This window comes from Streptomyces sp. NPDC090119 (assembly GCF_044747085.1).
GTDB lineage: Bacteria > Actinomycetota > Actinomycetes > Streptomycetales > Streptomycetaceae > Streptomyces.
Window position 1 is genome coordinate 147,915 of the sequence record NZ_JBIVDK010000001.1, and the last position, 23,294, is coordinate 171,208.

Consider the following 23,294-nt stretch of genomic DNA (forward strand, 5'->3'; position numbering starts at 1 on the left):
GCGGGACCCCGTAGACTGGTCGGCTGTTGTCCGCGCGGGCCTCTCTCGGAGGGGCCGCCCCTCCCTCCCCGATCTTGGAGTCACCCCACCATGCAGGCAGAACAGAAGAAGTCTCTGGTGGGCGAGGAGTACGAGGTCGAGATCGGCCCCGTCGCCCACGGCGGCCACTGCATCGCCCGTACCGCCGAGGGCCAGGTGCTCTTCGTCCGGCACACGCTGCCGGGGGAGCGGGTCGTGGCCCGGGTGACCGAGGGCGAGGAGGGCGCGCGCTTCCTGCGGGCCGACGCGGTGGAGATCCTGGACGCGTCCAAGGACCGCGTCCCGGCGCCGTGCCCCTTCGCGGGCCCCGGCAAGTGCGGCGGCTGCGACTGGCAGCACGCGAAGCCGGGCGCGCAGCGCCGCCTGAAGGGCGAGGTCATCGCGGAGCAGCTGCAGCGGCTCGCGGGCCTCACCCCGGAGGAGGCGGGCTGGGACGGCACCGTCGTGCCGGCCGAGGGCGACAAGCTGCCCGCGGGCCAGGTCCCGCAGTGGCGCACCCGCGTGCAGTACGCGGTCGACGCGGACGGTAACGCCGGTCTGCGCCGCCACCGCTCGCACGAGGTCGAGCCGATCGACCACTGCATGATCGCGGCGCCCGGTGTCAGCGAACTCGGCATCGAGGACCGGGACTGGTCGGGCATGGCCTCGGTCGACGCGATCGCCGCGACGGGCTCGCAGGACCGCATGGTCATCCTGGAGCCCCGCCCCGGCGCCCGTCTGCCGCTCGTCGAGCTGGACAAGCCCGCCTCGGTCATGCGCGTGGACGAGAAGGACGGCGGCGTCCACCGCGTCCACGGCCGCGCGTTCGTGCGCGAGCGGGCCGACGACCACACCTACCGCGTGGGCAGCGGCGGCTTCTGGCAGGTCCACCCGAAGGCGGCCGACACGCTGGTCAAGGCGGTCATGCAGGGCCTCCTCCCGCGCAAGGGCGAGATGGCCCTCGACCTCTACTGCGGCGTCGGCCTCTTCGCCGGCGCCCTCGCCGACCGCCTCGGCGAGCAGGGCGCGGTCCTCGGCATCGAGTCCGGCAAGCGAGCCGTGGAGGACGCGCGGCACAACCTCGCGAACTTCCCCCGGGTGCGGATCGAGCAGGGCAAGGTCGAGTCCGTCCTGCCCCGCACCGGCATCACCGAGGTCGACCTCATCGTCCTCGACCCGCCGCGGGCGGGAGCGGGCAAGAAGACCGTCGAGCACTTGGCTTCGCTGGGCGCCCGTCGCATCGCCTACGTGGCCTGCGACCCCGCCGCGCTGGCCCGGGATCTCGGGTACTTCCGGGAGGGCGGGTACCGGGTGCGGACGCTGCGGGCGTTCGATCTGTTTCCCATGACGCATCATGTGGAGTGCGTGGCGATCCTCGAGCCTGCCGAAAAGGGCCGCTGACCTGCGGTTTTATCGAGTGTGCGTGATGTGCGCCATGTGCGTTACGGGCGATATCCTGACGCTGAAATAACGCTCTCAGAGCTGTCTTGACGCTCATTTGACGCTCGTACTGATGGGGCATCAGGTGGGTGTGAGGCTCCTCAGATGCTCGGTTGACTCAGCCGGTGCGGCAAGGCAGTTCGGTATTTCGCGTCTCCGAGCAGTCCTTCCCATGTTGCTCGCGCTGTTTCGGATGACTTCGTTGGCTGCCGGGGTACACGGTCACTCCAGCGATGTGGCTTTGTTCGCGCGGGCGGCCAGGCTCAACTTCCGTGAAGTCAGGTCGGCCGGGCTCGTGTCCGCCCCGGCCCAAGCCGCCGACCTGTCGGATCCACGAGCTCGCCGTTACCGAGCGGCTGAGGGCGGCGAGAGACCCGCGACTATCTTCTGACAGAGCCGTCGTGCGCTCCCGAGTGGAAGTGTGCGCCGAGGAGGCGACGCAGGCCGCTGTGGTCGGGCGGGCCGAGACAGGGGGGAACAAGTGCAACTGATCTTCATTGACGACAGCGGACAGCAGCGTTCTCGCCGGGAGCACCTCGGCGAGCTCGTCTCGGTAGGTGCCGTCATGTTCCCGGAGGATCAGGCGGCGGTGTACAGCCGCGCGATCGACCAGCTCCGGACCGAGATCGGCATGCCCGACAGTGAAGAGTTCAAGTGGAAGCCCTTAAGGGCAGCTGGTTGGCGAACGCCGGCGGCGAGGTAGTGAAGGGCGCGCGCCGTCGGATGCTGGAGATCGCGGGGCAGTGGTGATCTGGGATCGCGGCCGAGCGGAGTGGGAGAAGAAAGACGTGGAATAAGAGGAGCGGTATGTCCGAGCAGAATCGCCGCAGCGTCAGTCTCTCTTACTCGGAGCTCACGAGGCTTTACTTCCTGACGCGCGAACTCAATGAGTTCCCCGCCGAGAGACTGCAGGGTTTCGGATGCGATGCCGAAGAACTGGATGATCTGTTGTCGCGGCTCAGGAGCGCTCGTCGGAAGTCCAAAGAGTATGGGGAAGCCAATCGTTTGACACTTGTCTTCTCGACGGCGCTCCCTGAATCGGACGCCGCACCAGCTCTTGCCACCGACGGAGACACCGACCCTTGTGCGGCGCCCGCCCACATGACCGTCACCGTTCCCGCGAGCGTCGCGCGGTGGTGGGCCCCTGCGGTGCGCTGGATCCTCCATGCTCACAGTCCGCGAGAGATGTCCCTTCGCACTGGCTACTCAACCGATGAGCTGCGCGAAGCACTGGAAATCTTGCCGGACAACTGAGACCGATTCGTGCCTGGCCTTCTCGCGGAGAAGTGCCGACGGCGGGCCGGGCGGACATCGAGGCTGAGGACGGTCTGACCGCCGCTGGAGGTCAGTCGGTCAGGGCTGCGAACGTCGGCGGGGCGGCGCGAGCGTGTACCGCTGGCTGGCGTTGAGCGGAGGCCAGTTCAATCCCCGGCTGTGACGCTCGTTTGACGCTCTAAGTCTCCTCGACCGCGTCCTGCCCCCCCGGCGGCCATCTCGCCCTCACCAGCTTCGCTGCCGGCGGGGGAGGAATGGGTTCGGAACTCGCCGACGCGGACCTCTACCGTGAGCGCGAGTTGCGGGGCGGCCTCGCTTACACGCCCGAATCGCTGCGCTGGATCTTCTCTGACCTGGTGGAAGTCGAACTGCGCCGCATGCGGGAGGAGCCGCCCGAGTCAGCGCTCTTCGGTGTGACGTTCCTGTGGGCCGCGTTGTTCCGTCGGGATTCAGCCTCTGCCACGTCAGGCGACATTCGCCCTGTTCACCACGTCGCCTAGGAACTCGGCGAACGCGCGGCCGGTGGCGCGGATGTCGCGCTCGTCGTACGTCCAGCGGGCATCGAAGGCAGTACGTAGGCGCTGTTGGCCTGCCGCGTGGTAGGCATGAGCGGTGATCAGTCGCCTCCCACTCGACGAGCAGCTCGATGCCCTGAAGTCTGTGCTGTCCCGCAACGAGGTGCTGTTGGAGGTGTTGAACCGAACGGCGCGATTGGGGCTGCCAGACTGGTACCTGACGGCAGGCTGCCTGTTCCAGACCGTCTGGAACGTGGCCACGGACAGGCACCCCACCAGCGGGATCAAGGACTACGACGTCTTTTACTTCGACGCTCGCGACCTGTCCTGGGCGGCTGAGGACGCTGTGATCAAGGCCGCCGACGATGCCTTCGCCGGACTGCCGGCAGAGGTCGAGGTCCGTAACGAGGCCCGCGTCCACCTCTGGTACGAGCAGAAGTTCGGTGCAGCGTCCGCTCCCTACGCCTCCACCGAGGCCGCCATCGACAGCTTCGCTGCTACTACCTGCTGCTTGGGCGTTCGCCTGGAGCGGGATGGGCGGTGGCGCGTCTATGCACCGCACGGGCTCGCCGACGTGTTCAATCTCGTCGTGCGACCCAATCCGGTGCTTGCTCCGCGCGAGGTGTACGAGACAAAGACGGCTCGCTGGCGACAGCAGTGGCCCGAGCTGACCGTGCTCGACTGGCCCTCGGAGCCCACCACCTCGACGCCTGCCTCAACAGGTGTTTCCGATGACGCATCATGTGGAGTGCGCGGCGATCCTTGAACCGGCCGGGAAGGGCTCCGTCACGCAGCTGGTTCTCCACGACGACGAACTCAGTAAGCGTGATGTGCGGCGGGCACGGCGAGGTGTTGTGGTGCGAGGACGTCAGGGTCAGGCCGCCAGTCGCCGTCCGGGATACCGGGGCAGTGCCGGCGGGCTGCCTGCAGAACCGTTGACAGTAGATCGGGCGGCACGACCATCACCGCTTGCCACTGCTTGCGACCCGCGGAGTCCAGCGATGTCAACTGCCGGGCCCGGCCACCGTACGCGGACACCTCCGCCTTGACCGCTTCCCACTGCTCGTGCATGCGTCGGAACGGGTCGCTGATCCACACCGGCGGATACGCCTGCCCGATCCGTGCCGAGGCCGCTCGGACCGTACCGGCGTCGGGAGCCGCGATCCACACGACCCTCTGGGGATAGCCATTGGCCGCGGTCAGCCGTCCGGTCGCCAACAGGCAGCCGAAGCGGTCGGCGACGTCGGTCATCAGCGCGCGCCGGTCCTCGTGCAACGGCCGGTGGTCCGGTAGTTGCTGGATGGCCAGGCAGCCGGTCAGCGCCTCGTGCAGCCGGATGGCGGCATCCTGGCCCTCCAGGCTGGTGTCGGTGTGCACGACCAGCAGCACCGGGCGGTCGTCGCCCTGGATCTCGATGTCGGCCGAGCCATTGGTGAGCGGGTCGAGCGCCCGCAGGTCCCACCGGTCACGGCGCCCCGGCGAGTTCGCCGGGAACAGTGCGGACCCTTCCGGCGTCAGGGTGAAGCGCTGCCGTTCGAATCGCGCGGACATCCGTATCGGGCCGCTGGCGGGAACCGCGACGACGCGCAGATCGGTCAGGTCGCCCTCACGGTGGTTGGCGCGCAGACTCTGCACCAGGGCCAGACCCTCGACACCGGTCGTGGTGCACACGTGCCGTTCGGCACCGCGGACGGTCACTGTGCCCAACCGGCAGTGCACGACGTCGCCGGCGGTCAGTGCGTCGCGCGCCGCCGGGTTGAAGAGGTGGACGCTGACTGTGCCGGGCCCGTCCCGACCGTCGCCGTAGTACACCGTGAGCTGATCGCCGGCGTCGAGGCGATTGCCCAACGCCCGATAGAGGGCGGCCTGCCGGGCCGGTACGAACTGCTCGCCGAGGGGAGTCGCCAGAACTGCCCCCGCTCCCGGGGGCGCACTGCTGACCGTGGCGATGTCGCGGCCCCTGGCCAGCGAGGCGCTCAGCAACTGGTGGTCGACCACCCGGACCCGGTGCGGGCGCCGGCTCGCCAGCGCCAGCCGGGCTGAATGGGCGCGGTGCCGGGCGGCGGCGACCGGGTCGGTGATCCGGTCGGCGAGCCCGGCCAGCCGCCGCCAGTCCGCCACTGCCAACGGCCCGGTCACCACCAGCCGGTCGCCTTGACGCTCCCACGGTCCGTCCGGCAGCCGAAGGTCGGCAAGGTGCTCGTCCAGGTCTTCCAGCGGCATCCCGTTGCGGCGCGTACTCCAGGTCAGCACCACCGACACGGCGGCCCCGAGCCGGATGCGCTCCGGAGCCTGCGGAAGCTCCCGGGCGAAGACACGGACCACCACGGGTGGGTCGTCCTCACGCAATCGCTGCCCATCTGGTGTCAGTTGGATGTACAGAGTGTCCAGCGTGACGTCCACCACTCGGCCGGTCGTCTGACAGGGGGACCGGTCAGCGGCGAGCCGGGTCAGTGCGGTCAGCGTCTGCTCGGCCTGTGAGGGGTCCAGCAGCAGACGTTCGGTGTCGGCGCCCGCTATGCGGAACGTCCAGGCGGCGCCCGGGTTCAGCTGGAGAAGCTGCGGGTAGCGAAGACCGGTGCCGATCCGCTGCGGGTCGATCGGGGCGACGAACCCGGTGGGGATGTGCTTGGCCACCAGCACTGGCTGGAGGTCGCGCGGAAAGACGCGTACATGGTCCAGCGCGAGTTCCACGTCACGGCCGAGATGGGCGTCGGTGAACGCGATGAACTCGGCCCGGCGGACATCGGGCACGCACTCCACCCGGCCGGCCGCCACCGCGACGACGACCACCTCGAACGGGCCGGCGGGCAGAACGTCGTCGGGCCGGACCCGCAGCACCGCCTCGATGTCGTGCGGCGCCGGGGCTACGAGGAGTGCGGCGTCCGTCGTGCCCCTGGCGTCGTCACCTTCCTCCGGGTCCCGCGGACCCTCCAAGTCCTCAGCATTGTCATCGGCGGCCGATTCCCGGCCCCCCACGTCGCCGCTGACGTCGTCCCCCAGTTCCTCGGCCAGATCACCGGAGCCGTCCTGCGGTTCTTCGTCGCTGTCGATCTCCACCGTGGGATCCGGCATCGGTGGCAGCGCCCACAGCAGCCGCAACCAGACGGATTGGTTCGGGCTGCCGGCCGCCTCGGCCACGAAGCGGTCGCCGGGCAGTATGGGCACCGCCGGGGGCGTCGCACCGAGGGGCAGGTCCGCCACCGCCGCGAGCCAGTCGTCGCCGTCAAGCACCAGGGAGGGCGGTACGACCACGCAGAAGGTCGCGTGCAGAACCCGCTCCGGCGGCGCCAGCGGGGTGACGTAGAGTCGCCGGACCCGCCGGTCGAGTGGGATCAGCAAGTCCTGGGCGGCTGGTGTCCGTCGGCTGACCCAGGACGCGTTGTCCAGCACGGGGCGGGCTGCTGCGTGCATGGCTTGTACCACCTCCGGGTCGGACCGGGGCACGGTCACCGGCCGCAAGTCCCGGACCGTCGAGGCGCGTTCGTCGGAGCGGTCGACAGGTTCAGCCGCGTAGACCGCGTTCGGGTGGACCCAGGCGATCGCGGCCCGCACTCGGGGCAGCAGCCGCTGGTCGAGAGGGCGTACAGCGGAGGTGCGGGTCTTGGCCTGGAGCGGACGCAGCAACTCCTGCCGCAGTCGGCCCAGTTCCTCGAGTGCGGCCGGGTTGGCGTAGTGCCTCATGGCCCACGCTGTCCGGGCTGCCGGGTCGGGCTGCCGCTCCCAGCCTGCCCACACCCGGCACACCACGTCGAGGTCGTCGGTGGCGCCGTCGAGGAAGGCCCTGTGGACATCGTCCACGTGCATCTTGGCTGCAGCCGGCCATTGGCGCGACCACAGCAGCAGATGCTTCCAGACGCTGTCGGACTTGGCCGCGAGTACCGTCGCCGCCTCGATCGCGCAGCCCGCCTGGTCGGCGGTGACGAGGATCGCCGCGTCGTCGAAGTCCGTTGGTGTGGTCGCGAGTTCACGGCCGACGGGGGTCGGGTCGCCGTGTTGGTCGAGGGCGCCGACCGCACGCAGCGCCGCCCTCGCCCGGTCCACCTCACCGGTCGGCGGGCCGGGGCGCGGCCAGCGTAGCGAAGTGGGGTCGGACACACCGGCGACGGCGGCGGCCAACAACACGGCGGGCAGCGGTGCCCGGACGATCTCCGGCGGAGTCTCGGTCTCCAGCTCGGTGAACTGCCGTTCGGTGTAAAGGCAGTGCCAGATCCCCGGGGCGGTCCTGCCGGCCCGGCCGCGCCGCTGCCGCAGTCCGTGCCGAGAGTGCGGTACCGGTTCGGTCGACTCGATGGCGGTTGTCGGGTCCCAGAAGGAGCGGTTGATCAGACCGGTGTCCACGACGTGCCGGATGCCGTCGATGGTCAGCGAGGTCTCCGCCAGGTTGGTGGCGAAGACCACCCGATAGCGGGTGCCGCGACGGCGGCTCTCCGGCCGCAGGGCGCGGCTCCGCTGCGCGGCGGGCAGCTCGCCGTACAGCGGCAACAGCTCGATCGCGTCGGCGACCTGGCCCATTTGTGGGTCGGCTCCAAGGAGTTGGCTGGTCTCCTTGATGGCGGTCGTGATACCGCCGCGTCCGGTGAGGAAGACCAGGATGTCTCCCTGATGGCACTCGACGTCGGCCGGTATGTCGGCGGGCCGGTCGCCGGTCGCCATCCAGCGCAGCAGCTCCACCACGGTGGACGCGGCGCGGGCCGGCATCTGGGCGGGCCAGGAGGCGACGGGCAGCTCCGGACCGGCCCACCAGCGTTCATACACCTCGTGAATGACCTTGCTGCGCATCCGGGACACCAGGACGGGGAATTCCGGCTCGAAGAACTCGGTGAAGGTGCTGGTCTCGATGGTGGCCGAGACGATCAGCACCTTCAGGTGCGGCAGTCCGGGCAGTTCGCGGCGCAGCAGCGCGAGGATGAGATCGATGTTGAGGGAGCGTTCGTGAGCCTCGTCGATCACGACCACGGAGACGTCGTGCAGCTCCCCGCGCCTGATCATGTTCACCAGGGTGCCGTCGGTCACGTAGACGAGCTTGTTGCGCGGGTCGGACTTGTCCTTGTGCCGCGAGTTGACGTAGCCGATGTCGGTGCCAGGGCCGGCCACCGATCCGTGCAGGGTGACGGCCACGTACTCCGGGATGCCGCTGGACGCCTCGATCCTCGGCTGGGTGACGACGATTTTTCCGTGGCGGGTCAGATGGTCGGCCGCGAAGGGGTGCGGCGGGACCAGCAGCCGCCAGGGCAGGAAGGTGGACTTGCCGGAGCCGGTACCGGCCACCACGACCGCGACCTGACGACTGCCCAGTTCGGTGAGCAGGTCGGCGATGTCCTCGTCGCGGATGCCGAAGGTGTCCGGCGGCGCCGGGGCGAAGCCGTCAGTGGCGCGTTCCCGGTGAGGTCGTGGCGGCCGGTCGAGCCGCCCGAGCCGGCCGGCCTTGAGGCCGCCCGGCGGGACCGGCAGCCCCGGATCGAGGTCGAGGTACTTCACCGCCAGCCGGGAGATGGCCCGGCTGTGCCGGCCGCGACATGCCAGGCAGCGCTCGGGCGGTGACTGGCCGCGGACGAAGGCTTCGTGCCGCGAGCGGTCGGAGTAGAGCAGCTCGCCTCCGCATTCCTTGCAGAGCACCTGCCAGTCGCGTGGCATCAGCGGCTCCTTGTCTCGGTGGGCATTGCGGGCCAGGGCGTGCCCGAGAGAGTGCGGCGGCTGGTCAAGTAGAACGGGTGGACCCGCAGGCCCGTGGTCGCGGTGACTTCGGCGACTGCCCGGTAGAAGCCGATCACGGCGGGTTCGAAACCGGTGTGGTGCATCAGCAGATCGCTCACGCCGGATGCGGCGAGCCGGTGCAGCCTGGGTACGGAGTCGCGGTGGCAGTACGCCGCCACGTCCGCGAAGGACCGTCCCGGTACCGACACCAGGCGGTTGCGGAACCAGTAGCCCGCGACCTCGGTATCGAGCCCGGTATGCCGCATGCTCATCAACCCGAGGGTGAGAGCCCGGCCCCGGCCCGGCGGCCGGACGGGCAGGGGGCCGAACGCGAACGGCCGCGTCTCGGCGGACTCGGTGGCGAACAGCAGTCGCAGCCGACCGCTCGGCGCAGCCGGATGGTGGAGTTCACGCAGCACTTCGGTGAGCACCTCATGCTTGGCCTGGGCACCGATCGGCAGCGGCTGCCCGGTGCGCAGTGCCTGGCCAAGCTGTCGGCGCAGCGTGGCGGCAGCCCGCAGCCGCGCCGGATCGGCGGCGAACACTTCGTCGGCCGTCCGCGGCAGGCTCCTTACTGTGGTGGCCAGCTCGGGGTCTGCGACCAGGTCGCGGACGGTCGCGGGCCGGTCTGGGCGGCCCGCAGCCCGGGTCACCGTGACGCCGTCCGGGGCGATCGGCGCGAGCGTGATCACCAGGCCCGCCCCCGCGCCGGCCAGCCGTCGCAGCGCGGCGTCCACCGCCTCGGCCAGCAGCCCGGACCCGGCCAGGGCCGGCCTGACAGCAGCCGCGAAGTCAGCGATCCCGTCCGGCGGCACCACCGTGGCCGACTCGATGCCCTCCAGCCAGGCCAGCAGGTCGTCGGCGTCCACGTGTGCGATGGGTTCGCCCTGTACGCGTGCGGCACGCTCCACGGTGGCGCAGGCGATGCGGTAACGCGTGCGGTCGTCGGCGCCCGCCTCGCCCGTCGCGATCCGCCGCCGCATCACGGCCGCGATCTCGGCGGAGGACCGGAACCCGTGCGGATCGGGCCCTGGGCAGCCGGGCCAAAGGCCGCTCTCGACGGCCCACATGGTCGCTATCACTGACGCGTCATCCTCGCCCGGTCCAGTCGCCTGGCGATGGCGACGTCCATGGTGGTCGTGAAATCCGGCGCCGCCAACACGCAGATCCCGGCACGGTCCGCGGCCGCGAGGAAATCGGTGAGGTCACCATGACGGGCCGAGGCGTCCGCAGGCACGAGCAGTACCTCACCGAGATGGCATTCGCGCAGCGCGGCCGGGCCGACCACGGCCAACAAGTCCGCGTCCACGGCCAGGGTGCGCACGACAAGCCGCCTGTGAGCCGACGGCGCGGGACCGGCCAGCACAGGCCAGTCGGCCGCCACCGGGCCACCGTCGACGGCGCTGAAGGCTACCGGGGCAGCGGTCGCGTCACGGCCCGGGAGATTCCGCGCGACACCGAAGTCCACCTCGATCGAACGGACCGTGTCGTCGTCATCGGACGCCGACGGCTGATCGCCTCGTTGCAGATGCCGGTGCAATGTGGACAGCATCATCGCGCCGCGCACCACCTGCTGGTCGGCGAGGTAGCGCAGGCGGTCGGTGACCGGGATCGCGCCGGTCAGCACGGCGGCCGGAGCGCAGGCCCGGCGTAGCACCACCTCGGCGTCCAACGCGGGCCACGTCTGAGTGGCCACCGCCGCGCACACCGCAGCCGGCGCCACCCCTGAAGACGGCAGCAGGGCACGCAGCGAATCGGGGAGCCGGGTGGCCGCGACCAGCAGGCGCTCGCCGGTCTCGTGGTCCCAGCGGCCGGAGCGTTCGGCCAGCGCGATACCGCGGGACCGCGCCCACTCAGCCAACGCCAGCGGCACAGACTGACGCCGGGACTCGATACGGAACGGGTGGTAGCCGCTCTCCCCGGCGATCCGCGTTCGTCGCACGAAGTTGACCGCGAGGCTCCCGCCGGCCTGGTAGGACTCGACCAGGATGGTGGTCATCGCCCAGCGTGCCGGGGCGCCCTCGGCGAAAGAGGACAGGGTGGCGGTGGCGCACACCGCGACATCGTGCTCGTTGGTGTCCCGATTGTGCCGGGTCTGCAGTAACGCGACCACCACGTCCTGGGAGCACAGGCGGCGTGTCGACCACTCGTCGGGCCGCAGCAGAGTATCGGCCTCCGTGTTGTCCGGATGGCCGTGGTACTCGGTGACGGCCATCGCGATGGCACGCAGGTCCTGCTGCCACTGCGACAGGAAATTGCGTAGGTTCGACGCCGCCCGGACCCGTAGTTCCGGGCGGTCGAGGTCCACCAGTACGACCGTGCCGCGACCCGCCGGGCCGACGCTGAGACAGTGCAGCTGCCGGTCGGGCAGCACTTCGAGGGGTAGTAGATCGATGCCGAAACCGGGTTCGGTCAGCCGCAGCAGCATCAGAACGTCCAGCACGTCCTCGGGTGCGTCGGCCGGCACGTCGGTGGTCCGCCGCCCGAGCCCCAGCAGCGAGCGACCGTACCCGCTCGGGGCGCCGCACTCGGTGACCCAGGCGGTCCAGGAAGCGGGCAGCCTGTCGGCGAAGAACTCCTGGACGACGGCAACGTCGTCGGCAGTCGCCACGTCGCGTTCCGTGCTGATCAGCGGGTCGCGGGTCAGCCATTCCCAGGGGTTGGCGGGCCTGGACCGCGGCGGGCGGCCGGCGGTCACGGCTGCTCGTCGTCGAGGGAAGCGCCTTCGCCCGCGAACGGTGCCGGCATGTCGTCACGGTGGCGGGCGCAGACGGTGATGATGTCGTCCAACACGGAGATGGGTTCACCGACCCGCACCATCGTCAGGTCATCCGCGATCTCGAAGAACTGGGCCAGCTTGGCGACCAAGTCCACCTCGATGACCATGGAGAACGGGTTGCCCTCGATGGGGCTGAGCAGGTCCGCTCGCTTCCTTGCGTAGGTCATCGCGCGCTGCGCTCGGCCGATGCTCGGTGAGCGGAGGTTGCCGTCGGCGAGCACTTTGCTGGATCGCTCGGAGTAGACGGCCTTGCTGTTGACGGTCGCCAACCTCCCATCGGGAGTGACGACTACGAAGTCTTCGGCGTTCATCCTGGTCGGCTCGCCGACGATGTTTTCGATACCGCCCTTCATGAGGGCTTGGGTCGCCAGCACCTCGTATCGCTGGCTTTGCAGCACCCGCAGTGCGACCTGCTCGCCCAGATTGCCCGCTTGCTCGTGTTGGTTTGTCGCCAGCCAGTTCCGTAGTCGCTGGTCCACCGCCTGGACCGCCGCATCGTTGATCGCGGCGCGCCGGGAGGATGGTCCCTTCTTCGCAGCGGCCAGGTCCTTCGGGGATCGTCTGCTGGTCTTCGGCTTCCTGGCCGCCTTGCCGGCCGGCCCACGTTTCCGAGTCGGCGGCGCAGTTGCTGCGGGCTTGGCCGCGGAATCGCCCTCGGCAGTCATCCGGACGCCGAGCCAGTCCTGATACCGCCTATTCAGCAAGGCATTGACCACCAGTGCACCGATCGGTTCGTCACAACCCATCTGGCCCCCCGTCCACCATGTTTCACCAAGTATCACCCCAAGGCGCCCTCCATACACCGGGTTTCCACTTGGTCTGCTCGGGGCCGTCGGTCGGACGGTGAACTTCGGCGTGGTGCTGGTTCAGGCCATCCGCGTGAGCCTGGTCCCAGGTAGCAGTATCCGGGCGGCGAACAGCCGGTCTGGTCCTTGGCGGCGATGCCGGTGTCAGAGCCGTCAGAGCTGTCGGAGCCGCTCAGGAGTGACGTGCCGGGACAGGGAAAACCCGCGCGTCACGGGCCTGTACGCAGGCTATTCTCCCGTGGTTCGATCATGACAAGGTCCAAGGGGGAGGGCTCATGGAGGACCGAGCGGAAATCGCGGTGGAGGAGCACGTCGAGCTGGAGTACCAGCTGACACGCGATGACATCGGACAGGCGCTCAAGGCGCGGGACAAGGCGTCGAGTCGCGCCCGGCGGATGCGCGGGTTCGCTCTGGTCGGCGGGGCCGCGCTCGTCGGGGCGTCGGCGGTGCCGCTGGCGAACGGTGAGGCTCCCGACACGCAATCGCTGGTGATCGCCGGCCTGCTCGTCGTGTTGCTGTTCGTGCTGCAACCCTGGCTCCTGGCCCGGCAGTTCCACAAGATCGCGTCCCGGAACGGGGCCTGCCGCACCCGGGTCGACGACTCCGGCGTCATCGTCAGCAACCAGGGCGGCTCCAGCCAGCTGAACTGGACCGCCGTCCCGCGTTACGCCGAGACCGCCGACACCTTCGTCCTGCTCAGCGGGGACAAGAACGTCTCGTGCCTGACCGTGCTGCCGAAGCGGGGCGTGCGGGGGGCGGGGGGTATGGACGCTGTCCAGGCCGTGCTGGACCGGCACATCCGCAGGCTCTGATTCCTTGCGCATGCGACAAGCGCGTGAATTACGTGAAGAAAGGCAGCCCGTGGAAGATCAAGAGCGGCAGGCTCGTGAAGAGCAATGCGTGAGAGGCACCCAGTGAACCGTCTACTGAACCGTCGGGGCGCTGCGGTGCTGCTGCTCCTGCAGTTCGCCTATCAGCTACTCTTTCTCGTCTTTTTCACGTTCGCGTACTCGAACCTCGAGGCGGAGATCGACCACAATGCGGTGTCTGTCTCCGATCGCGTTCTCGCAGACGCGATCGAGATCGCGGGCCTTGTCGGCGCGGTGGGCGGAGCCCTGCTCTTGGGACTGGACAAAGCCCGCGCACGGGCGCCGCGGTCCTTGCGCGTGGTCTGGTTGGCCGTGCTGGGACTCGGTGAGGCGGTGCTCGCGCTCTGGTGGGCGGTGGCGCTGACCGGAGAATCCTGGGGACCGGACTCGGTGATAGGCATCGTCGGCGTGATCTTCTGCGGCTACATCGCCGCGACGTGTATCGCTGACGTCACTCAGCCGACTGTGCGATTGGCCGACAGCGGCGCCTGATTCCGGCCCCGAGCGGGGGAGCGGGGCGGTGGCGGCCTCCGGTGTCGGTCTCTCAACCTTCGTCGGCCGAAGCCGCCGGTACCGTGGCGACTGATCGGGGCGGGGGCTGTCGTCCTCGTGGTTCTGGCCGCCGTCATCGGCACTGGTGTCGCGCTCGGCGACGGAGGCGAGGAGAAGGGGGCGTCGGCCAGTTCGACGGCCGGCGGCGAGAAGCCTTCCGCTACGCCGCCCGCGGGCGAGCCGACTGCCGCTGAGGTGATCACGGCGCGGAACAACCGAGAGTTCGCGGCGTTGTTGAAGCAGACCCAGGTGACGCACCGAACGTGGACTTCGCGGCCAAGTACCAGGGGTGGACGGTCGTTTTCGACGGTTCCATCGTGCACATGGCGTCCTACGGGGCTGCCGTCTGAAAATCCCTCCCACTCGAGCGGGTGATCATGCAAGAAGGTTGATCGGGGTGGGGGCCGCGTCGATATGGTGGGGCGGCCTTGCCGGATGGACCTGGGGGAATTCGTGACGTTCGAGCGGGAGTGGGCTGAATCGCGGGCGGTGGCGGCCAAGCGGTCCGCCATGCAGATCAACAGCGTTCCGGCCGACGGGGGCGGAGGCGGTGGCGGCGGGTACGACCTTGTGGTCAATCGGGACGACCTCGGCGCGATCGGAAATGACGCGTATGACCTGCTGGGTCAGCTGACGACGAAGGGCGACATCGCCCGTTCCGCCACGTTCGACGCGGCGACGGCGCTGACCAACGGGAACTTCGTGAGCGGTTCAGCCGTGTTGAAGGTGCACGACTTCTGGCAGACACATATGAAGACGCTGCTGGACGCCTGCGCGCAGATTTCGAATCACCTCGATTACAGCAAGGCCCGGCATGCCCAGGACGAGGTGAAGATCGAGGGGCAGTTGACGCAGATTTCCGCACTCACGGATTACTTGAAGTAGGGCTCGGGGGAGCGCGCCACATGCTGAAGTACGAGGACATCATCCACGCCCCGGTGAAGCAGCTGAAAGCCGCCGCCGACGACTGGGCGGAGATGGCGGGCAAGCTGGACGAGCTCGCCGCCGACGCCGCCCACGGAATGAAGGCGAAGGCGGACAAGGCCGACTGGGAAGGCGTCAACGCCGGGGTCACCAAGGCGTTCATCGGCAAGACCGTCAAGGAGTTCACGGACGCCGCGGCCGAGGCCAGGGGTGTGAGGCTGGTTCTCGAAGACGGTTACGCGGCCATCAAGAGGGCCAGGGACGACCTGATCGACATCCGGGACCACGAGGGACCCGCGGCCGGCATCCGTGTGGACGGCCAGGGCAAGGTCACGGCGCGGAAGCCATTGTCCGAACAGCACATGGCGCGCCACGACCCCGACTACATCGACCTCATCGCGCAGGAGAGGAAGAGCATCGAGTCGTGGCAGCAGAAGATCGACCTCATCGTCGACAACTGCAACGACACCGATCTCGCCCTCAAGAACGCCCTCGAGGCCAACGTCACCGACCGCAAGGACTTCAGCACTCCGACGTACACGAAGCTGGACCAGGAGGAGGCCGCCCGCGCCGCCGCACTCGCGGCCAAGGGCCGTGACCTCACCCACGCCGAACTTCAGCAGCTCAACGAGTTGCTGAAGGACAACAGTTCGTCGAAGGAGTTCGCCAAGGACTTCTACGGGAAACTCGGTCCCGAGAAGTCGCTGGCGTTCTTCGGTCAGCTCGCCACGGATACGTACGACTACAGAGACGTCGACAAGGAGCGCCTCAAGGACGTCCAGGAGCTTCAGAGGAACCTCGGCCTCAACCTGGCAACCGCTTCCCACGACAAGGACTTCACCGACAAGTGGGGTCCGGAACTCCGCAAGCTGGGCACGGACCGCATTCCGCTGACCAAGCACGACTACACCGGGCCGTTCGGTTACCAGCTCCTCGGCGGGATCATGCGGTACGGGAACTACGACGCCAAGTTCCTCAACCCCATCGCCGAACACGTGGCGCAGCTGCATGCCAAGGACCCGGACATGTTCGCCGACAACAAGGTGGTGAACGGCTGGCTGAAGAACCCGTACAACCCCTCCGGCGTGGACGGGGCCGGCTATGACCCGGCCACCGCCATGCTCCAGGCGCTCGGCAACAGCCCGGAGGCGGCGAAGAAGTTCTTCACCGACGCCCCGACCGCGTACAACGAGGACGGCACGGTCAACCATGGCGCCACGGCCGACCTCGGGAAGGACAAGGACGGCGGGAAGATCGACAACTACCTCGACTTCTTCACCAACGAGAAGTGGGAGTCCTTCCCCGACGCCAACTCGACCGATCCGAAGGATTGCAAGGCCGCGCTCGACCACATGCCCGACGCCCTCGGCCACGCCCTGGAGGCGGCGACACTCGGCTACCCCGCCGGGCACCCGGACTCCCACGTGGTGCGGGACGCGGACAACGCCGCGATCATGCAGAAGGTCATGGAGAAGTACGCCTCGGACCCCGGTCTGCTCAAGGAGCACCACGAGGCGATGGCCGACAGCCTGGGCGTGATGGGCGCGGGCTACATCGACGACATCAACTGGGCGTTGGACAAGAACGATCCGAACAGCGTGTTCGCGCCGGGCAGGAATCCGGACGCGCACGTCGACTTCGCGGACACGGTCGACGGCAACGGGCGGAGCGTCGTCCGCGGCTTCCTCAGCACCCTGGGTCAGCATCCGGACGCCTACGCGACGGTCTCGGCGGCGGAGCAGGTGTACACCCGCAGCGCGCTGGAGGGGACGGTGGGCCCGGACGGGAAGATCACCGACGAGGTCGCCGCCCAGGCCAGGGCGACCGTACGTACGGGCGCCGAGGTGCAGGGCATGCTCGACCAGTCGCGGGCCGACCAGGTGGAGGCGACCAACCTCAAGACCCATGAGGACTACGAGAAGGCGGTCGCCAAGCGGTCGGGCTGGGTCGAGTTCGGCGCCACGGCGGGCCTCGCAGCGGGCGTCGCCTTCCTCCCCGCGACCGCGGCGGTGGGAGCGGCGGCGGTGCTGATTCCGCTGGCTACGGATACGGCGAGCGGGGCTGCGGAACAGTTCATCGGCCAGGTGGTCGGTGATGTCGCCGACGGCTCGGTGGACAAGCACAAGGAGAAGCTGGAGGACCTCACCGACGAGGAGAAGAACAAGATCTACTCCGCCGGTGAGGGCATGTCCGAGGCCCCGATGCTGGAGTTTCTGGAGCGCCACGTTGTGGATCCCGACAAGAACCTATTCGCGCAGGACCTGCGCGAATCGATGCTGCTCGGCTACCAGGTCGGCAACGCCCGGGCGAAGCAGCAGGGCAACGACCCGGAGACCGGCTAAGGCCGATGCACGGCCGAGGACACGTGAGGATGCGGACAGTGATCAGTCATAGGTCGGTACGAAGGGGACTGCTTTCCGCGGCCGTGGCCGGCTCGGTTTTCCTCGGGGCCACGGGTTGTTGGGGTGACGGGGACAAGGACGGTCTACCGAAGGACTACAAAGCCGTTTCGGGCACACAACTCTGCGGTGGCAATGCCATTTCTGCCGACGCGTCCAAGGCACTGAAGGTGATCATGGGGGTGTCACGCTTCGAGGCTTCGTCGAAGGAGTACACCGTCGCGAAGGCCGCGTCGGATCTTGCCTTCGCGACGCCTGGCTTGACCGCCGGCAGAGAGAACGTGTGCCGTGTGTTCAAACCCACCGGCATGCGGCAATTCCAGCTCAGAATCACGTGGAAGTTGGCCGACGATGCCCCCACGGACGGCCCTGTGGCTCCGAAGTTCACCGTGCTGAAGATGGGGGACGAAACCGTGGCAGCGGCGGACATGGCCTACATCTATTTTACCTGCCGGAGTGACAAGTTGGTCGGCTCGGGAGGAGAGGCTCACATCGTGATCGGCGTGGAGCATTGGGCTGTCGCGGATTACCCCGAGGACAACGTGAAGGCACTGAAAGACGCCTACGCCACCGTCGCTCACTCCTTCTCCCTGGCCATGGCCAAGGAGCTGCGCTGCGAGAAGAACGGCGGGCTCCCCGCGAAGCCCGTGCTGGACCCGGCTTAGCCATGAGCAGACGTAGGACGGTACGCGAGGGACTGCTTTCCGTGGCCGTGGCCGGCTCGTTGTTTCTCGGTGCCACGGGATGTGGAGGCGACGGGGATAAGGACGGCCTTCCGAAGAACTACAAGGTGGTTGCGGGGACACAGCTCTGCGGCGGCAATGCCATTTCGGCCGACGCCGCCAAGTCGCTGAAGGTAATCACAGGTTCGTCTCGCTTCGAGGCATCCTCGAAGGATTCCACCGTCGCGGAGGCTGCGGCGAATCTTGCCCTGGCAACGCCGACTCTCGCCTCGGATTCGGGTGACATCTGCCGCGTCTTCACTCCCATCGGCAGCACAGCGCATTTCAATCTCAGAGTCACCTGGAGCGTGGCCGAAGACGCCCCCAAGGGTCCCCCGTCCCCGAAATTCTCCGTGCTGAAGATGGGAGAGGAGACCCTGGCAGGGACGGAGAAGGCGTACGTCTTTTTCGCGTGCCGGAGTGCCAAGTTGGTCGGCTCGGGAGGGGAGGCGCACATCGTGATCGGCGTCGAGCGCGGCGGTATGCCGAGGGACCCCCAGGACAACGTGAAGGTGTTGAAGGACGCCTACGCCACCGTGGCCCATTCCTTCTCGCTGGCCATGGCCAAGGAGCTGCGCTGTGAGAAGAACGGCGGGCTGCCCGCGAAGCCTGTGCTGGAGCCCGCGTAGCCATGAGTAGTCGCAGGTCGGTAGGTGAGGGGCTGGTTTCCGCGGCCGTGGTCGGCACGTTGTTTTTCGGGGTCGCGGGGTGTGGAGGGGATGGGGACAATGACGGCCTTCCGAAGGACTACAAGGTCGTTGCGGGGACCCAACTCTGCGGCGGCGACGCTGTGTCCGCAGACGCGTCCAAGGCGCTGAAGGTGATCACGGGGTCCTCGCGCTTCGAGGCATCGGAAGGGAAATCGACCACCGCGCAGGCTGCGGCGGACCTGATCGAGTCGTCCCCGACCGCCACCGTGACCAAGGATGTCTGCCGCGTCTTCACGCCCATCGGTACGCCGGATTTCCAGCTCAGAGTCACTTGGCGGCTGGCCGACGACGCCCCGACGGACGACCCGGCGGCTCCTAAGTTCACCGTGCTGAAGATGGGGGATGAGGCCTTGGCGGCGGCCGACATGGCGTACGTCTATTTCACGTGCCGGAGCGACAAACTGGCCAGTTCGCCGGAAGGGGCCCACATTGTGATCGGCGCGGAGCACTGGGCCATGCCGAGGGAGCCGGAGGGCAACATCAAGGCGTTGAAAAACGCCTACGCGACTGTGGCTCACTCCTTCTCGCTGGCCATGGCCAAGGAGTTGCGCTGCGAGAAGAACGGCGGGCTGCCCGTGAAGCCCGTGCTGGACCCCGCGTAGCCATGGGCAGTCATAGGTCGGTACGTGAGCGACTGGGTTCCGTGGCCGTGGTCGGGTTGTTGGCTCTTGGGGCTGCGGGTTGTGGGGGTGACGGGGACAAGGACGGTCTTCCGGAGGACTATAAGGTCGTCGCGGGGACTCAACTCTGCGGTGGGGATGCCATTTCCGTCGATGCTGCCGAGGCGCTGAAGGTGATCGCGGGGGCGTCGCGGTTCGAGGCGTCGTCGAAGGAGTACACCGTCGCGAACGCCGCGTCGGACCTTGCCTCGGCGATGCCTGGCGTGACCGTCGGCAGAGAAAACGCCTGCCGTGTCTTCACTCCTATCGGCACGCCGCATTTCGAGTTCGACATCACCTGGGAGTTGGCCGACGACGCCCCGACGGGTACCCCGTCCCCCAAGTTCACCGTGCTGAAGATGGGGGAGAAAACCCTGGCAGCGGCGGACAAGGCGTACGTTTTCTTCGCTTGCCGCAGTGCCAAGTTGGTCGGCTCAGGAGGGGAGGCGCACATGGTGATCGGCGTGGAGCGCGGCGGTATGCCGAGGGACCCGCAGGACAACGTGAAGGGGTTGAAGGACGCCTACGCGACCGTGGCCCACTCCTTCTCCTTGGCCATGGCCAAGGAACTGCGCTGCGAGAAGAACGGCGGGTTGCCCGTGAAGCCCGTGTTGGACCCCGCGTAGCCGGTGGAGCGGTTGCGGGTGGTGTTGGCTGAGGATTCCGTCGTGTTGCGGGACGGGATGGTCGAGCTGCTCAATGGCCGGGGGTGCGAGGTCGTGGCCACCGCCGGGACGGCGGGGGAGTTGCTTGCCGGGGTGCATGAGCATCGGCCCGACGTGGCCGTGGTGGACATTCGGATGCCGCCGACGTACACGGACGACGGTATTCGCGCGGCCGTAGAGATTCGCGCGAGGACGCCCGAGGTGGGCATTCTGGTTTTCTCGCAGCATGTCGAGACGGTGTGGGCCGAACGGCTCTTGGCCGACGGTGCGACGGGGATCGGGTACCTGTTGAAGGAACGTGTCGCCCGGACCTCGGAGTTCGTGGAGGCGCTGCACCGGGTCGCCGAAGGGGGTGTGGCGCTCGATCCCGAGGTGGTCAGCCTCATGATGCGGGGTGGGCGGCGGAGCAGGGTGGACACTCTGACGGCGCGTGAGCGGGAGGTGCTGGAGTTGATGGCGCAGGGGCATTCCAACCGTTCCATCGCCGCGCTGCTGGCGGTGTCGGAGCGGGCGGTGGAGAAGCATGTCGCCGCTGTCTTCGGCAAGTTCGAGCTGCGGGCGACCCACACCGACAACAGGCGGGTGAAGGCCGTCTTGGCCTACCTGGCGGAGAGCGGCGGCTGAGCGGCGGCTGAATCAGCACAGTCGCGTCGGCAGTTCGGCGGTCACCACGGTGGGGCCGCCGGGCGGGCTGTCCACGCGCAGGACGCCGTCCACCGCCGCGAGCCGCTCGGCCAGCCCGGTCAGACCGGTGCCGGTGCCGAGCGTCGCGTCGCCGCGGCCGTCGTCGCGCGCGATCAGGCGGATACGGCCGTCCCCGGAGCTTGCCGTGAGGTCGGCCGACCGGGCGCCGCTGTGCCGGGCGATGTTGGTGAGGAGTTCGGCGGCGCAGAAGTAGAGGGCGCGTGCGACCGCCGGGTGCGGGCGTTCCCGTAGGTCCAGGTGGACGGTGACCGGTACCGGCGAGGTGGCGGTGAGGGTCGGCAGCGCCTCACCGAGGCCGCCGTCCAGCGCCACCGGGTGGATGCCCCGGGTGAGCCGCCGCAGTTCGGTGACGGTGTCGTCGGTCTGGGTGCGGGCGCGGTCCACCAGGGTCCGCAGCCGCCCTGGATCGGGACCGGCGGGGGCGGAGAGCGCGTCGTCGGCCAGTGAGAGAGTGATGGCCAGGGCGACGAGTCGGGCCTGAGTGCCGTCGTGCAGGTCGCGCTCCAGGCGGCGGAGCTGGTCGGTGTTGTCCGACAGCAGGGTGGCGCGGGCGGTCTCCAGCTCCCGGACGCGCTGCTGGGCGCGGGCCGGGCCGAGGAGCAGCCGCGCGAGTCGTCTGTTCGCCGCGCTCAGTGACCGGATCGCGCCGGGCACCGCGGAGAGGAGAAGCAGGCCCAGCGCCATGGAGGCGGCGTTCAGCCAGCCGGTCGGCTGCTCGTCCGGCTGCAGCAGACGGCTCCAGAGGGGGAAGCCGAGCAGCCATACGCAGCCGAGCGGGAGCGCCACGGCGGTGACGAAACCGAGCACCCCGAGAGGCAGCCGCAGCACCAGATAGAGCAGCGTCCGCCAGGCGACCGGATCGGTCAGCACGGTACGGCCCCAAGCCAGCACGCCCGTCGAGCGGGGCAGCCTCGCCGGTGCCTCGACCCGCTCGCCCAGCAACCGGCCGACCAGCCTCCGGTGCACCGCGCCCCAGCCACGCGCGCCCAGCAGCGCGGCGACCACGAACGGCAGACCGAGCACGGTCAGCGAGAGCAGCGCCCCCGCGTACAAGACGGCGAGTGCGTAGGCGCCGCCCAGCAGGGCGAGGGGGAGCCCGATCACGGCGAAGGTCCATTCGCCGCCCTGGACGGACAGGTACCGGCCCCGCTCGGCCGCGTCTCCGGCAACAGTCCCACCGCTGCGCTCAGTCACGCCCACCGCCCACCAGCTCCGCCGCCGGGCCGTGGACCGCGCGCAGGCCCGTGGCCAGGATGGCCGGGACCGTCAGCAGTGCGGCACCCGCGACGACGTACCAGCAGGCGATCGCCGGGACGGACGGCATCGGCGAGCCGGTCACCGCCACGCTGAACGCGGCTGACGCGGCGCCCGCGACCGTCGCGCCGAGCAGGACGCCCACCACCGTGGTCAGCACCGCCTCCACGGTCAGCATGCGCAGCAGCTGTGGCCGGGTGGCGCCGACCAGTCGCAACAGCGCGAACTCGCGGAGCCGTTCAGCGGTCGCGGCGACCAGGGTGTTGAGGGTGGAGACGGCGGCGAAGCAGGCCAGCAACGTCAACTCGGCCTGTCGTAGCCAGATGTCCGTCGCGGAGGTGACGCTCGTCGCCGTCGCGTGCGCGGCGTGCCCGGCGGTGCTTGTCATGAGCAGCATGGTGCCGGTCAGCCCCACGAGCAGGGCCACCGGCACCACGGCGGACGACAGTCGCCGCGCGTACCCGCGCAGATTGGCGTCGGCCAGCCATCCCGCACCGGGTGCCAGCGCCCGCACCGGCGCCCCCAGCGCGGCGGTGAGGACACGGATCGCGAACGGGCCCGTCAGGGCGACGCCGATCAGCAGCACCAGCGAACCGAGCAACGCCGCCTGTCCGGCCTTGTCCACCTGTTCCGGCGGCCGTGTCGCGGCCAGCCGCAGCAGCAGGGCTCCGCCGGCCAGGACGCCGATTCCGGCGAGGAGGCGGGGCGCGCCGGTCCGCCCGTGCTCGGTGGAGCTGGCGGTGAGAGCCGCCGCGGGCGCGATACGGGAGATCTTCCGGGCCGCCACGGCCGAGGCCCCCAGGCCGACGGCGAGTACGGCGGTCAGGGCGACCAGCATCGGCAGCGGGTTCATCGGCACCCGGACCTCCGGCGCGGCCGCCCCGAGTCGCTGGAGCCCGGCGAGGAAGCGCCGTGCCGCGACCACCCCGGCGACCCAGCCCGGCACGGCCGTGAGCAGGGTGACCGTGACGACCTGGGCACGGGCCAGCCGTCGGGTCTGCCGGGGCGTCGCCGCGATGGTGCGCAGCAGGGCCAGTTCACGGAGCTGCTGACGGAGCGCGAAGCCCAGCGCGTTGACCACGACGAAGAACGTCACCAGGACGGCGATCTCGCCGAAGGCACCGGCGATCACCACCAGCCCGGGTCCCGCGCTCGCCCTCCGGACGGAGGCGGGTGTGGTGACGTCGGCGGCGAGCAGGGAGCCGAACAGTGTCAGGGTGGCGACGGCGAGGAAGAGCGCGACGGCCAGGCCGGCGAAGGCGGCCGGACGGCGGCGCAGCTGTCCGAGGGCGATCAGGAGCATCG

20 protein-coding genes and 1 pseudogene are annotated in these 23,294 nt (G+C 69.1%); 15 read left to right on the plus strand and 6 right to left on the minus strand.

All coding sequences use genetic code 11. The annotated features are described in order from the left end of the window. The first annotated feature begins 90 nt into the window (after positions 1-90). The 5 genes and pseudogenes from ACIPPM_RS00640 (at position 91) to ACIPPM_RS00660 (ending at position 4,014) form a co-directional block, all read left to right on the plus strand. On the plus strand, positions 91-1,419 hold the full coding sequence (locus ACIPPM_RS00640; protein ID WP_401441737.1) for a class I SAM-dependent RNA methyltransferase: 1,329 nt from the start codon (positions 91-93) through the stop codon (positions 1,417-1,419). 520 nt (positions 1,420-1,939) lie between these two features. Next, complete coding sequence (locus ACIPPM_RS00645; protein ID WP_401441738.1) at positions 1,940-2,161, plus strand: hypothetical protein; 222 nt, start codon at positions 1,940-1,942, stop codon at positions 2,159-2,161. Between the two features lie 104 nt (positions 2,162-2,265). Next, positions 2,266-2,712, plus strand: a complete 447-nt coding sequence (locus tag ACIPPM_RS00650; protein ID WP_401441739.1) for a hypothetical protein — start codon at positions 2,266-2,268, stop codon at positions 2,710-2,712. Positions 2,713-2,911: 199 nt separating this feature from the next. Next, positions 2,912-3,233, plus strand: a pseudogene (locus ACIPPM_RS00655) (class I SAM-dependent methyltransferase); the annotation flags it as partial. A gap of 112 nt (positions 3,234-3,345) precedes the next feature. Then, complete coding sequence (locus ACIPPM_RS00660; RefSeq protein ID WP_401441740.1) at positions 3,346-4,014, plus strand: nucleotidyltransferase family protein; 669 nt, start codon at positions 3,346-3,348, stop codon at positions 4,012-4,014. Positions 4,015-4,064: 50 nt separating this feature from the next. Here the strand turns inward: ACIPPM_RS00660 and ACIPPM_RS00665 are convergent, their stop codons facing one another. The 4 genes from ACIPPM_RS00665 to ACIPPM_RS00680 are packed head-to-tail and all read right to left on the minus strand — an operon-like array spanning position 4,065 to position 12,470. Next, complete coding sequence (locus ACIPPM_RS00665; RefSeq protein WP_401441741.1) at positions 4,065-8,885, minus strand: helicase-related protein; 4,821 nt, start codon at positions 8,883-8,885, stop codon at positions 4,065-4,067. Then, complete coding sequence (locus ACIPPM_RS00670; RefSeq protein ID WP_401441742.1) at positions 8,885-10,027, minus strand: hypothetical protein; 1,143 nt, start codon at positions 10,025-10,027, stop codon at positions 8,885-8,887. The genes ACIPPM_RS00665 and ACIPPM_RS00670 overlap by 1 nt, the downstream gene beginning before the upstream one ends. Continuing rightward, positions 10,024-11,643, minus strand: a complete 1,620-nt coding sequence (locus ACIPPM_RS00675; RefSeq protein WP_401441743.1) for a hypothetical protein — start codon at positions 11,641-11,643, stop codon at positions 10,024-10,026. Before ACIPPM_RS00675 ends, ACIPPM_RS00670 begins: the two co-directional genes overlap by 4 nt. Then, complete coding sequence (locus ACIPPM_RS00680) at positions 11,640-12,470, minus strand: hypothetical protein (protein ID WP_401441744.1); 831 nt, start codon at positions 12,468-12,470, stop codon at positions 11,640-11,642. The genes ACIPPM_RS00675 and ACIPPM_RS00680 overlap by 4 nt, the downstream gene beginning before the upstream one ends. A 335-nt stretch (positions 12,471-12,805) precedes the next feature. Between ACIPPM_RS00680 and ACIPPM_RS00685 the strand changes: the two genes are divergently transcribed. The 10 genes from ACIPPM_RS00685 to ACIPPM_RS00730 all read left to right on the plus strand — a co-directional run bounded on the left by ACIPPM_RS00685 (position 12,806) and on the right by ACIPPM_RS00730 (position 20,654). Beyond that, the gene (locus ACIPPM_RS00685; RefSeq protein WP_401441745.1) at positions 12,806-13,342 is read left to right on the plus strand and encodes a YcxB family protein; all 537 of its coding nucleotides are present in this window, start codon (positions 12,806-12,808) and stop codon (positions 13,340-13,342) included. A gap of 135 nt (positions 13,343-13,477) precedes the next feature. After that, complete coding sequence (locus ACIPPM_RS00690) at positions 13,478-13,891, plus strand: hypothetical protein (RefSeq protein WP_401441746.1); 414 nt, start codon at positions 13,478-13,480, stop codon at positions 13,889-13,891. 323 nt (positions 13,892-14,214) lie between these two features. Then, positions 14,215-14,301 carry a hypothetical protein gene (locus tag ACIPPM_RS00695; RefSeq protein ID WP_401444092.1) on the plus strand — a complete coding sequence of 29 codons (87 nt, stop codon included), beginning with the start codon at positions 14,215-14,217 and terminating at the stop codon, positions 14,299-14,301. 103 nt (positions 14,302-14,404) lie between these two features. Continuing rightward, entirely contained in the window at positions 14,405-14,836 is a 432-nt protein-coding gene (locus ACIPPM_RS00700) for a hypothetical protein (RefSeq protein WP_401444095.1), read from the plus strand. Positions 14,837-14,856: 20 nt separating this feature from the next. Next, positions 14,857-17,217: a hypothetical protein gene (locus ACIPPM_RS00705; RefSeq protein WP_401441747.1), complete on the plus strand. Its 2,361-nt coding sequence runs from the start codon at positions 14,857-14,859 to the stop codon at positions 17,215-17,217. Between the two features lie 83 nt (positions 17,218-17,300). Continuing rightward, positions 17,301-17,939: a hypothetical protein gene (locus ACIPPM_RS00710; RefSeq protein WP_401441748.1), complete on the plus strand. Its 639-nt coding sequence runs from the start codon at positions 17,301-17,303 to the stop codon at positions 17,937-17,939. Positions 17,940-17,980: 41 nt separating this feature from the next. Next, on the plus strand, positions 17,981-18,625 hold the full coding sequence (locus ACIPPM_RS00715; protein WP_401441749.1) for a hypothetical protein: 645 nt from the start codon (positions 17,981-17,983) through the stop codon (positions 18,623-18,625). Positions 18,626-18,627: 2 nt separating this feature from the next. Beyond that, positions 18,628-19,308 (plus strand): hypothetical protein, encoded by a 681-nt coding sequence (locus ACIPPM_RS00720; RefSeq protein WP_401441750.1) that lies wholly within the window; start codon positions 18,628-18,630, stop codon positions 19,306-19,308. Between the two features lie 41 nt (positions 19,309-19,349). Then, on the plus strand, positions 19,350-19,991 hold the full coding sequence (locus ACIPPM_RS00725; protein ID WP_401441751.1) for a hypothetical protein: 642 nt from the start codon (positions 19,350-19,352) through the stop codon (positions 19,989-19,991). 18 nt (positions 19,992-20,009) lie between these two features. After that, positions 20,010-20,654, plus strand: a complete 645-nt coding sequence (locus ACIPPM_RS00730; protein ID WP_401441752.1) for a response regulator — start codon at positions 20,010-20,012, stop codon at positions 20,652-20,654. 12 nt (positions 20,655-20,666) lie between these two features. On the opposite strand, the gene ACIPPM_RS00735 is transcribed toward ACIPPM_RS00730, so the two are convergent. Beyond that, positions 20,667-21,929, minus strand: a complete 1,263-nt coding sequence (locus tag ACIPPM_RS00735; RefSeq protein WP_401441753.1) for a sensor histidine kinase — start codon at positions 21,927-21,929, stop codon at positions 20,667-20,669. Next, entirely contained in the window at positions 21,922-23,292 is a 1,371-nt protein-coding gene (locus tag ACIPPM_RS00740) for an FtsX-like permease family protein (protein WP_401444097.1), read from the minus strand. Before ACIPPM_RS00740 ends, ACIPPM_RS00735 begins: the two co-directional genes overlap by 8 nt. Positions 23,293-23,294: the final 2 nt, after the last annotated feature.